This window comes from Mesoflavibacter sp. CH_XMU1422-2 (genome assembly GCF_037029245.1).
Classification (GTDB): Bacteria; Bacteroidota; Bacteroidia; order Flavobacteriales; family Flavobacteriaceae; genus Mesoflavibacter; species Mesoflavibacter zeaxanthinifaciens.
On sequence record NZ_JAYMEE010000012.1, the window covers coordinates 36739 to 49553 of the forward strand.

General features: G+C 32.7%; 11 protein-coding genes. 10 read left to right on the top strand and 1 reads right to left on the bottom strand.

Annotated features, from left to right (window positions below):
• Positions 1-22: 22 nt before the first annotated feature.
• The 5 genes from WA340_RS02795 (at position 23) to WA340_RS02815 (ending at position 5401) form a co-directional block, all read left to right on the top strand.
• Positions 23-565: a DUF922 domain-containing protein gene (locus WA340_RS02795; protein WP_336127191.1), complete on the top strand. Its 543-nt coding sequence runs from the start codon at positions 23-25 to the stop codon at positions 563-565.
• The gene (locus tag WA340_RS02800; RefSeq protein ID WP_027880082.1) at positions 565-795 is read left to right on the top strand and encodes a DUF3820 family protein; all 231 of its coding nucleotides are present in this window, start codon (positions 565-567) and stop codon (positions 793-795) included. Before WA340_RS02795 ends, WA340_RS02800 begins: the two co-directional genes overlap by 1 nt.
• A gap of 63 nt (positions 796-858) precedes the next feature.
• On the top strand, positions 859-2475 hold the full coding sequence (locus tag WA340_RS02805; RefSeq protein WP_336127192.1) for a CTP synthase: 1617 nt from the start codon (positions 859-861) through the stop codon (positions 2473-2475).
• Between the two features lie 101 nt (positions 2476-2576).
• The gene (gene yidC, locus WA340_RS02810; protein WP_336127193.1) at positions 2577-4484 is read left to right on the top strand and encodes a membrane protein insertase YidC; all 1908 of its coding nucleotides are present in this window, start codon (positions 2577-2579) and stop codon (positions 4482-4484) included.
• Between the two features lie 200 nt (positions 4485-4684).
• Positions 4685-5401, top strand: a complete 717-nt coding sequence (locus WA340_RS02815; protein ID WP_336127194.1) for a toxin-antitoxin system YwqK family antitoxin — start codon at positions 4685-4687, stop codon at positions 5399-5401.
• Positions 5402-5475: 74 nt separating this feature from the next.
• On the opposite strand, the gene WA340_RS02820 is transcribed toward WA340_RS02815, so the two are convergent.
• The gene (locus WA340_RS02820) at positions 5476-6876 is read right to left on the bottom strand and encodes a fasciclin domain-containing protein (RefSeq protein WP_336127195.1); all 1401 of its coding nucleotides are present in this window, start codon (positions 6874-6876) and stop codon (positions 5476-5478) included.
• Positions 6877-7066: 190 nt separating this feature from the next.
• Here WA340_RS02820 and mnmA point away from each other — a divergent pair, with 190 nt between their 5' ends.
• The 5 genes from mnmA (at position 7067) to WA340_RS02845 (ending at position 12788) form a co-directional block, all read left to right on the top strand.
• Positions 7067-8257, top strand: a complete 1191-nt coding sequence (mnmA, locus tag WA340_RS02825) for a tRNA 2-thiouridine(34) synthase MnmA (RefSeq protein WP_336127196.1) — start codon at positions 7067-7069, stop codon at positions 8255-8257.
• Positions 8258-8285: 28 nt separating this feature from the next.
• A complete protein-coding gene (locus WA340_RS02830) occupies positions 8286-9896 on the top strand; it encodes a S8 family serine peptidase (RefSeq protein WP_336127197.1) in 1611 nt (536 codons plus the stop codon).
• A gap of 64 nt (positions 9897-9960) precedes the next feature.
• Positions 9961-10902, top strand: coding sequence for an NAD(P)H-dependent flavin oxidoreductase (locus WA340_RS02835; protein WP_336065925.1), 942 nt, complete (start codon positions 9961-9963; stop codon positions 10900-10902).
• Between the two features lie 56 nt (positions 10903-10958).
• Positions 10959-12335, top strand: coding sequence for an MATE family efflux transporter (locus WA340_RS02840; protein ID WP_336127198.1), 1377 nt, complete (start codon positions 10959-10961; stop codon positions 12333-12335).
• 99 nt (positions 12336-12434) lie between these two features.
• On the top strand, positions 12435-12788 hold the full coding sequence (locus WA340_RS02845; protein ID WP_223076370.1) for a four helix bundle protein: 354 nt from the start codon (positions 12435-12437) through the stop codon (positions 12786-12788).
• Positions 12789-12815: the final 27 nt, after the last annotated feature.

A 12815-nucleotide genomic window follows, 5' to 3' on the forward strand; every position in this document is an offset into this window, starting at 1 on the left:
ATTAACTTAGCGTTAATTGGTTATGTTAAAATTTATTTCAATATTAAGTTTGTTTATTCTATTTCATAGCGATGTTATAGAAGAAGTTTCTTGGAATGAAAATTACAAATTAACTTGGTCAGATTTTAAAGGTGCACCAAATAATCAAACAGATGCTGTAGCTATCACAGCTTCAGGGATTACTTTTAGCTATTCTATAAATAAAACATCAAATAAGGTGCATAGTTTTAAAACATTGGTTAAAGCTTATTTTTATCCAGAGCATTCGTGGTGTAAAAAAGAAATGGTAGATGATAATATTTTGAGACATGAACAACTTCATTTTGATATTACAGAGTTACATGCTAGATTATTTAGACAACAAATAGCCAAAATAAAGCCAAGTTTAGACTTAGATAATCAGTTAAACCAACTACATCAAAGTATTAATAAGCAATTATCTTTAATGCAAAATTCTTATGATGAAGAAACTAATCATTCTATAAATACCGAAGCACAAATTAAATGGCAGGAAAGTGTTGCTAAACAATTAAAAACTTTAGAAAAATTTAAATCTAAATCTTAGTGCTAGAGCCAGACAAAGACTTTCTCATAAAATTAGCACATACTAAAATGCCTTTTGGTAAGTATAAAGACAGGTATTTAATAGACCTGCCAGAACATTATGTAGTTTGGTATTATAATAAAGGTTTTCCAAAAAATAAATTAGGACAAATGCTAGAAACTGTTTATACATTAAAAGTAAATGGACTAGAATATTTGGTACGAGAGATACAGAAAAGATACTCAAAATAAATCTTAAATTCATCCTAAGTTTTCAACTAAAAATTGTAAATTTGCCCGCGTTAACAACGCAACATGACAACTAAAACTAAGTACATATTTGTAACCGGAGGTGTAACTTCTTCATTAGGAAAAGGTATAATCGCAGCATCTCTAGCCAAGTTACTTCAGGCGCAAGGTTATAAGACAACAATTCAAAAATTAGATCCTTACATTAACGTAGATCCAGGAACTTTAAACCCATACGAGCATGGCGAATGCTATGTAACCGATGATGGTGCAGAGACCGATTTAGATCTTGGGCACTACGAACGTTTTTTAAACGTACCAACAAGCCAAGCTAATAATGTAACTACTGGTCGTATTTACCAAAACGTAATAGAACGCGAACGTCGTGGCGAATTTTTGGGTAAAACCGTACAAGTAGTACCTCATATTACTGACGAAATTAAACATCGAATTCAGATTTTAGGAAACTCTGGAGACTACGATATAGTTATTACAGAAATAGGAGGAACTGTTGGTGATATAGAGTCTTTACCTTATGTAGAAGCAGTAAGACAATTAAAATGGGATTTAGGCGAAAACAATGCAATTGTTATACATTTAACGTTAGTTCCTTTTTTATCTGCAGCAGGAGAGCTTAAAACAAAGCCAACACAGCACAGTGTTAAGACTTTAATGGAAAGTGGTGTGCAAGCAGACATATTGGTATGTCGTACAGAGCACGAATTACCAAGTGATTTAAGACGAAAGTTAGCTTTATTCTGTAACGTTCGTGAAGAAGCAATCATACAATCTATAGATGCATCTACAATATATGATGTGCCTAATTTAATGTTGGATCAAGGTTTAGATAAGGTTGTTCTTAAAAAGCTAGCCTTAAAAAGTGATGTGCCAGATTTAACAAAATGGAATAAGTTTTTACAACTTCATAAAAATCCAAAATCAGAAATTACAATAGGATTAATAGGTAAGTATGTAGAATTACAAGATTCTTACAAATCTATTTTAGAAGCTTTTATCCATGCAGGTGCAGAAAATGAAGTTAAAGTAAATGTAGAATCTGTACACTCAGAATATCTAAACGAAGACAATATTAAGATGAAATTATCTCATCTTGATGGTGTACTTGTTGCACCAGGTTTTGGAGAACGTGGTATAGAAGGTAAAATAGACGCTATTAAATTTGTAAGAGAAAATAACATTCCGTTTTTAGGAATTTGTTTAGGAATGCAAATGGCTGTAATAGAGTTTTGTCGTAACGTACTAGGATTAAAAGATGCTAACTCAACAGAGATGGATCCTAAAACATCTAATCCAGTAATAGACATTATGGAAGACCAAAAAAACATCACCGATATGGGTGGAACAATGCGTCTTGGTGCTTGGGATTGCCACATAGAAAAAGAATCTATTGCATACGATGTGTATAAATCACAGGATATAAAAGAACGTCATAGACATAGATACGAGTTTAACAGCGACTATAAAGAAAAAATAGAAGCTGCTGGATTAAAAACTACAGGTTATAATCCAGAAACTAAATTGGTAGAAATTGTCGAAAACCCAAGCCATCCTTGGTTTGTTGCTGTACAGTATCATCCAGAATATAAAAGTACAGTTGCAAATCCACATCCATTATTTGTGGCATTTGTAAAAGCTAGCTTAAAACATCATAACACAAAATAGTGTCACTTTGACATTAAAATAAAAAGTGGTCGTATATTTGACCAAAATTTTAGACCTGCTAGATTTTATTAAATTTGGCAGGTCTTAAACTGAAGAACAGAATGGAAGAAAAAAAACTAGACATTAATTCGATAATTGGATTTATTTTAATTTTCGGAATTTTATTATTCATGATGTGGCAAAATGCACCATCTGAAGAAGAATTAAAAGCGCAAGAGGCAGAGAAGCAAGCGCAAATAGATGCTCAGAAAAAAGCTGAAGCTGAAAAAGAAGACACAAAAGTAGTAACAGAAACAGATTTTACAGAAGCAAAAGATTCTGCACAGGTAGCTGCATTACAATCTAAAATAGGTGCATTTGCTTACTCTGTAGCAACAGCAACATCTTCAGAAAAAGAAATTAATGTTCAAAACGAAGTTTTAGATTTAAAATTTAATACAAAAGGAGGACATCTTTCAGAAGTAAGATTAAAACAATTTGTAGACTTTGATTCTGTGCCAATTTACATCGTAAAAGACGGTAATTCGGTATTTAATCTTCAATTTCAAACAACAGATAATCGTACTTTAAATACTAAAGATTTATACTTTCAACCAACAGTTACAAAAAGTGGAGCCAACACTATTGTGTCTATGAAGCTAAAAACTGCTCAAAATAAGTTTTTAGAATACAATTACGTTATTAAGCCAAACGAGTACATGGTAGATTTTACTATCAAATCTCAAGGTATAGAGACAGATATTAATACATCTAACCCAATTACTTTAGATTGGTCTCAAAAATTATACAGACACGACCAAAGTATCTCTTACGAGAATAGATACACACGTTTAACTTACCAAAACGATGGTGATGTAGATAAATTATCACAAATGAGTGATGATGATGAAACTGTAGACGAGTTAGAATGGTTAAGTTATAGACAGCACTTTTTTAGCACAATTTTAGTAGCAGATCAACCTTTTAATAATGTTGCATTACGTTCTAAAAACCTAGTTGAAGATGAAGAAGTAGATTCTATTTACACAAAGCAATTTGCAACAAAATTAGATTTACCGTTAAGCGGAGCAAACTTAAACAGTAATTTAAAATTATATTACGGTCCAACAGATAGTCAAATCCTTAAACAATACGAAGGTAATATTGTAGAAAGTATACCATTTGGATGGGGAATTTTTGGATGGATTAACAAGTTTTTATTCATTCCATTATTTAGTGGTTTAAGTAGCTTCTTACCTTACGGTATAGCAATTATTGTAATGACGGTTTTAATCAAATTAGCCATGTCTTTTGTGCAATACAAACAGTATTTATCACAAATGAAAATGAAAATTTTAAAGCCAGAATTAGAAGCTATTCGCGAGAAGTACAAAGACAACAAGTTAAAAGCACAACAAGAAACTATGGCGCTTCAAAGTAAAGCAGGAGCAAGTCCATTAGCAGGTTGTTTACCAGCATTAATCCAAATGCCAGTGTTTTACGCCTTGTTTATGTTTTTCCCAACAGCATTTGCTTTAAGACAGAAAAAGTTTTTATGGGCAGACGATTTATCATCGTATGATGTAATAGCAGAATTACCTTTTAATATTCCATTATATGGTGATCACGTAAGTTTATTCCCGATTTTGGCAGCAATTGCTATTTTCTTCTACATGAAGTTAACTACTGGGCAAAACCAAATGTCTGCGCCACAACAAGAAGGCATGCCAGACATGACAAAGATGATGAAGTACATGATTTACTTTGCACCAATTATGATGCTTATTTTCTTTAACCAATATGCATCTGGTTTAAGTTTGTACTATTTCATTTCTAATTTAATTAGTATTGGTATTTTGTTAGTCATCAAGAATTTTATTTTAGATGAAGACAAAATCCATGCTAATATCCAAGTGAAAAAAGCGCAGCCTAAAAAGGAAAGTAAATTTCAAAGAAAGATGAAAGAAATGATGGAGCAGGCTGAAAAGCAAAAACAAATGCAAGAGCAACAAAAGAAGAAACGTAAATAAACGTTAGTTCGAGTAATTTAAAATTAATTAAGCAGTTGGCTAAAACTAATTTTAAATAATATCGATAACTTATAAAACTAAAAGCTGTCAAAAAAATAAATTAAATTTGGCAGCTTTTTTGTTATAACAAAAACAGACTATAGTACGTTAACAACTAATAAGATTAATTCAATTTCAGCGAAAGCGAAACAATATTAAAAATGAAATACATATTAACTTTTTTCATATTTACATTATCTGCAACAGTAATGTTTGCACAACAGCTTAATCAATTTGATAGTAATGGTAAACGTCACGGAAAATGGAAAAAAAACTTTGAAGGTACAGAAGTATTAAGATACGAAGGACAATTTGAACATGGTAAAGAAGTTGGTGTGTTTAAATTTTACCAAAATCTTGAGAATAAAGCTGTTTTAGCAGCAACACGTACGTTTAAAAAAGATACAGACATTGCTCAAGTTGTATTTTATACATCTACAGGAAACAAGGTTAGTGAAGGTGCAATGCGAGGAAAAACTTATGTAGGTAAATGGTTATACTATCATAAAAATAGTGATCAATTAATGACTTCAGAATTTTATAATAATAAAGGAGAATTAGAAGGCTTAAGAACAACATTTTACCTTAACGGAAATGTGGCAGAAAAAACAAACTACAAAAACGGAAAACTAGATGGATTATCGCAATGGTTTTCTGGAGAAGGTGTTTTAATTAGAGAATATACTTATAAGGACAATATGTTACATGGTGCTTACAAATCTTATGACGAAAAAGGAAACTTAATATTAGAAGGACAATACCAAAATGATTACAGACATGGTATCTGGAAAACTTACAAAGACGGAAAGCTTATTGAAGAAAACGACTTTACTAGACGCAGTAAAAATCCATATAAGAACAATAAAAAAACGCCTTAATTAATTAAGGCGTTTTTTTTTAAGAATAAACTGTTTGTTTCAATTTATTCAACTTAACATCAATCATCTAAAAACTATTGTGGCGGTAAAATAACGTTATTGTCAATTACGTGAACAACTCCATTTACTGCTTGTATGTCAACTAAGCTAGTAACTATGTCACTTACTCTTCCATTAGCATCTGTTAAAGTAAAGTTCGTAGCATCTGCTGTAATATTTCCTCCTAGTGTAGTAATAGTTCCACTAGTTAACATAGAAGACTGTATATTCCCATTTACAATATGATAAGTAAGAACAGCATCAACAGTAGATGTTGGTATATCTGTTAAAGCAGATACATTTAATTCTGTTAATAAATTTCCAAAAGCATTATCCGTTGGAGCAAATACCGTAAAAGGACCAGCTTCTGCATCAGAAACAGTGTTTATGTATGGTACTGTTGGCATACCTGTATCTGCATATTGTAAAGCAGCTACAAGGTTAGATAAAGCTGGGTTAGTAGTAGCAAATGTTGCTATAGTAGGTAAATCAATTACAGTGTCTACTGTGTGAATAATTCCGTTTGTACCTACAATATCTGCTGTTTCTACTGTAGACGCACCGTTAAACATAACACCATTAGAAGTGTTAAAGTAGATGCTTAAATTATTCATATTAGGTCCAGAAGCGTTTGTATTAGAATAACCTTCTCCTAAAGCTATTAAATCTGTAGAAGTGATTGCTCCATCAATAACATGATTTAATAAAATTTGAGATAATACAGCTGTATCAACATCAGCAAGTGCTGCACCATCTAAAAATGTTGCAAATGCTGTGTCATCTGGAGCTAAGACAGTAAAAGGTCCTGTTCCTGATAATACATTTACTAGGTCTCCATCTGCAGCTCCTAAAGCAGCAACAAGATTAGAATAATTTGTGTTATTAATAGCATGATCAACAACTGTAGGTAACGTAATTACTTTATCAACAACATGAACAATTCCATTAGATGCTTCTACATCTGCAACTGTAACTTCTGCACCATTATTAAAAACAACACCGTTATTAGTGTCAAACAGAAGGCTAATTTTATTGTTAGAAGGACCATCAGCTAAAGTATTAGTATAACCTCTACCCATACCAGTTAAATCTGTAGATATTACAGTTCCAGAAATAACGTGGTTAAGAAGTGTTTGTGTTAACGCTTCGTCAGGTATGTCTTGTACAGTAGTCCAACCGTTATCAGACAAAAATTCTGCAAAAGCTTCGTCTGTAGGTGCTAAAACAGTAAAAGGTCCTGGTCCACTAAGTGTTGCAGCTAGATTAGCTTCAACAACAGCATCAACTAAACTTGATAAATTAGGATTAGACTGTGCTAATTCTACAATGTTTAGAGGTTGTTCATCAATAATAATAGTTCCGTCATCGTCATCACTACATGACCAGAAAACGATAGTTGTTAATAATAACAACGATAAGAGTTTTAAATTTTTCATAGCAATTTTTATTGGTTTGTAAATTTTGTTTAACAAATCTAAAGAAAGTTTAAACAGAATATGTCTAATATTTTGTTAAACTTTTTAACTTACTGTTTTTTAGGTGTTTGAATTGGTGATAATAAGGTCTTATTGATTTAATATGAGTTTAAAAAATGACGTATCTTTGCAATCCAAAAAAAGATTTTAGATGAAAAAAAGAGTTGTTGTAGGACTTTCAGGAGGTGTAGATTCTAGTGTTGCTGCTTATTTGTTAAAAGAGCAAGGTTATGAGGTTATAGGTCTTTTTATGAAAAACTGGCATGACGATTCTGTAACAATATCAGATGAATGTCCTTGGCTAGAGGATAGTAACGATGCCATGTTAGTTGCAAATAAATTAGATATACCTTTTCAAACTGTAGATTTAAGCGAGCAGTATAAAGAACGTATTGTAGACTATATGTTTAACGAATATGAAAAAGGTCGTACACCAAATCCAGACGTACTTTGCAATAGAGAAATCAAATTTGATGTCTTTATGAAAATTGCTTTAGATTTAGGTGCAGATTACGTAGCTACTGGTCATTATTGCAGAAAAAGTACGATTGAAAAAGACGGAAAAGAAATTCATCAACTTTTAGCAGGTAAAGACGATAATAAGGATCAATCTTATTTTTTATGTCAATTATCTCAAGACCAATTAGCAAAAGCATTATTTCCGGTTGGCGAACTTTTAAAACCAGAAGTTAGAGCAATTGCTAAAGAGCAAGACTTAATTACAGCAGATAAAAAAGACTCGCAAGGTTTATGTTTTATAGGTAAAGTGAGATTGCCAGAATTTCTTCAACAACAATTAAAACCAAAAGAAGGTGTTATTGTTGAGGTTGAAAAATCTAACGGAATTTATAACCAAACACAGCCAAACTTCAATAATAAATTAGAAGAATTAGACTACTTAAGTCAGAAAAAAAGCTACGCGTTATCCGATGGAAAAGTTGTAGGCAAGCATCAAGGTGCGCATTATTTTACAAAAGGACAGCGTAAAGGATTAGCGGTTGGAGGAACTGTTGAACCACTTTTTGTGATTGAAACCGACGTAAATGAAAACGTGATTTATACAGGTCAAGGTAAAAACCATCCAGGATTATTACGTAACGTGTTATTTGTGTCTAATGACGAATTACACTGGATCCGAGAAGATTTAGCAATTAATGAAGGCGAAACTATGCAAGTTAAAGCCAGAATACGTTACAGACAACCCTTACAAGATGCCACTTTATACAAAGTAGAAACTGGTTTGTATGTTGAATTTAAAGACGCGCAATCTGCAATTACCGAAGGTCAATTTGTAGCTTGGTATTTAGGTGAAGAATTAGTTGGTTCCGGAGTTATTTCTTAAATTGCAGTAACTATAAATGGTTACTGAAATGAAGCAGACTTTACTTATAATTGCTTTTCTAATAAGCTATTCGGTTTTTGCTCAAGAACACGCTTGGGTATATTTAAACGACAAGCCAAATAGTGCTTCTGCGTTAGCAAATCCAATTTCAATTTTAACTCAAAAAGCGTTAGACCGTAAAGCAGCACACAATATTAATGTAGACTACGATGATGTCCCTGTAGACGAAGGATATATAACTCAAATAAAAGCACAAACAGGAATTACAGTTCTTGCTAAATCCAAATGGTTAAACGTGGTTCATGTGTTAGGAACCGAAACCGATATTAATGCGTTAACAGGATTAACCTTTGTTGATCATATCGAATTTGCAGATAATAATCTTAATGCAAGACAATCTCAAAATCAAAACAAATTTGATATCGAAACAAACCAAACAGTTTTTAATTACGGAAGCGCTACCAACCAAATAGAAATGTTTAATGGCGGCGATTTGCATCTTGCAGATTTTACAGGATCAGGAATGACAGTAGCTGTTTTAGATTCAGGTTTTCCTAATGTGCCAACCATGTCAGGCTTTAATCGATTAAATACGAATAACGGAATTTTAGGCGGATATGATTTTGTAGATAGAAACCCAAATGTGTATGCGTACACAGGAAATGCTCACGGAACTTGGGTTTTAAGCGATATGGCAGGTTATGTACAAGACCAATTTGTTGGTACTGCTCCAGATGCAGAATATTATTTATTTAGAACCGAAAACGCAGCTACAGAAACTCCAATTGAAGAAACGCTTTGGGTTGAAGCAGCAGAACGTGCAGATAGTTTAGGTGTAGATGTCATAAACACATCGCTTGGTTATACCACTTTTGACAATCCAAATTATAGCTATACACCAGCCGAAATGGATGGTCAAACCGCGTTTATAACTCGTGGCGCTAATTTTGCAGCCCAAAAAGGAATCTTGTTGGTTAATTCTGCAGGAAATTCTGGTAATTCCTCTTGGCAAATTGTTGGTGCGCCAGCAGATTCGCCTAACGTATTAAGTGTTGGAGCAGTCAATGCATCTGGTAATTATGCGTCGTTTAGTTCTCAAGGAAGTAGCGCACAACCAACACAAAAACCAGACGTTGTAGCACAAGGTCAGGCAAGTTTTGTAATCAATACTAATGATAATCTTATAACACTTAACGGTACATCGTTTAGTGCACCAATATTAGCTGGCGGCGTTGTATGTTTGTGGCAAGCATTACCAACATTAAACAATCAGCAAATTATGCAATTGGTTCGTGAGTCTGCTTCGCAATTCAATAATCCTGATAATTTTTTAGGTTATGGTATTCCTGATTTATCATTAGCATTAGCAAATGGATTGTCTTTGGTCGAATTTCAAAATGAAACTACTAAACTAAAAGTATACCCTAATCCAGTAAGTAGTTTATTATATGTTGAAATTCCTAGCCAATATGATACTGCAACCGTAAAATTATATGATATTTTAGGTAAAAAAGTACTTGAAAAAATAGTGTCTTCAACACAAACAAAAATTAATGTAAGTAACCTTTCTAAAGGTGTTTATTTAGCAAAAATTGAAGCTAACGGATTAAGTATCACCAAAAAAATCATAAAAAACTAGAAGTAAAAACCAATTCACCTCGAGCGCAGTCGAGAGGTCATAAATCAACAACTTAATAATAAATATGCAAAATAGAATTACAGACTTATTCAATATTAAATATCCAATAGTACAAGGCGGAATGATTTGGAATAGCGGTTGGCGATTAGCTTCTGCTGCAAGTAATTCAGGGATTTTAGGTTTAATAGGCGCAGGAAGTATGTATCCAGATGTGCTAAGAGAACATATTCAAAAATGTAAACAAGCAACCGATAAACCTTTTGGAGTAAACGTGCCAATGTTATATCCTAACATTGAGGAAATTATGAATATTATTGTTGAAGAAGGTGTAAAGATTGTATTTACTTCAGCAGGAAATCCAAAAACATGGACTAAATGGTTGCAAGACAAAGGAATAACAGTTGTACACGTAGTTAGTAGTGTAAAATTTGCATTAAAAGCTCAAGACGCTGGTGTAGATGCTGTTGTTGCAGAAGGTTTTGAAGCTGGCGGACATAACGGTCGTGACGAGACAACAACACTTACGCTAATACCAATGGTTAAAGAACATTTAAAAATTCCTTTATTGGCAGCAGGCGGTATTGCAACAGGAAAAGCCATGCTTGCATGTATGGTTTTAGGCGCAGATGGCGTGCAAGTTGGTAGTCGTTTTGTGGCGAGTACAGAAAGTAGTGCGCATCAAGCGTTTAAACAAGTCGTTGTAGATGCCAAAGAAGGCGATACGCAATTAACTTTGAAAGAATTAGCGCCAGTAAGATTAGTAAAAAATAAGTTTTTTAATGATGTTGAAGCGTTGTATAAATCAGCCCCAACACCAGAACAACTTAAAGAATTATTAGGTCGTGCTCGAGCAAAAAAAGGAATGTTTGAAGGCGATTTAGATGAAGGTGAGCTTGAAATTGGACAAATTTCAGGATTAATTCATGACATTAAACCAGTTGCTGAGATTGTAAAAGAGATGGTTGAGGAGTTTGAAATGGCTAAAAAAGAAGTGGCTAATTTTTAAGTGAATTTAAGTTGATTTCTTATAAATAAATTTTCTCAAACCACTACTTCTGCAAAATGGTTTTGAGCAATTACACAAAAGAATTTAAGTACAATTGGCAACTAGCAGCACCAGTCATGTTAGGTATGTTAGGACATACCTTTGTTAGTTTTATAGACAATATTATGGTAGGTCAATTAGGTACGGCGCAGTTAGCAGCAGTATCTTTAGGTAATAGTTTTATGTTTATAGCTATGTCTTTAGGTATTGGTTTTAGTACAGCCATTACACCTTTGGTAGCCGAAGCAGATGGAGCAAACGATTTTGCTAAAGGAAAATCTGCTTTTAAACACGGATTATTTTTATGTACTGTTTTAGGCGTGTTGTTGTTTCTGTTAGTGTTTTTTGCCAAACCATTAATGTATTTAATGAAACAACCAGTTGAGGTTGTAGAATTAGCTATTCCGTATTTAGATTTGGTAGCATTTTCTTTGATACCTTTAGTCGTCTTTCAGGCATTTAAACAATTTAGTGATGGATTGTCTTTAACCAAATATCCAATGTATGCTACTATAGTAGCTAACGTGGTTAATGTGGGTTTTAACTATGTGCTTATCTTTGGTAAGTTTGGTTTTCCAGAAATGGGTATAGTTGGTGCAGCTTATGGGACTTTAATTTCTCGTTTTGTAATGGTAGCACATATTTGGTGGTTGTTAAAAGGACGAGAAAAATCAAAACATTTTGTCACCAATATTAAAATATTAGTTTTAGACAAAACAATGATTAATAAACTTATTGGTCTTGGTGCGCCAAGTGCAATGCAAATGTTTTTTGAAGTTGCCATTTTTACCGCAGCAATCTGGTTAAGTGGCTTGTTGGGTAAAAATCCGCAAGCAGCAAATCAAATTGCTTTAAATTTAAGTTCTATGACCTTTATGGTTGCAATGGGATTAAGTGTAGCGTCTATGATTAGAGTAGGTAACCAAAAAGGACTTCAAAAATATTTTGAGTTACGTCGTATTGCATTCTCATTATTTTTATTAGGGTTTATTTTTGCAGTAGTATTCGGAATTTTATTCTTGATTTTTAATGAAGCTTTGCCAAAACTGTACGTAGATTTTGACGATGTTATTAATTTTAAAGACAATACCGAAGTTGTCACAATAGCATCACAGTTACTAATTGCGTCGGCTATTTTTCAGATTAGTGATAGTTTACAAGTTATTGTTTTAGGTGCTTTACGAGGCTTGCAAGATGTTAAAATACCAACATTAATCACCTTTATTGCCTATTGGTTAATAGGTTTTCCTATAAGCTGGATTTTAGGAAAAGAAGATGCTTACGGAAGCTTTGGAATTTGGATTGGCTTATTAGCAGGCTTAACTAGTGCAGCAATTTTATTGTTTATTAGGTTTAATTATCTTACAAAAAACCTTTTAGTTACTCATTCTTAAAGTGCCTAAAGTTATAAATGTCTAAAGTATTTAAAGTATTGGATAATACTCAAGATTAATTATTTCTGTTGGTTATATTTGTTTAAACAATAAGTGATTATGACCAATAAAGAATTTGCTAAAGTTTTAGAAAAAAGAACAATAACATTTGCTATTAAAATCTTAAAATTATCAGGAAGTTTACCCAATACGCCAGAAGCACTTGTATTGAGAAATCAATTATCAAAATCAGGAACTAGCATTGGAGCAAATTATAGAGAAGCCAATAGAAGTAGAAGTACAAAAGACTTTTCTAATAAACTAAAAATATCTTTAGCAGAAGCTAGCGAAACAGATTATTGGTTAGAAATTATTGAAGAATTAGGTTTTGTTGAAAGTAAAAATTTAAAAGAAATAAGAAATGAAGCAAAAGAACTACTCGCACTTTTCACTTCTATCGCAAATAAGTTTTAACTTTGAAAAATAAACATATTAAAAATT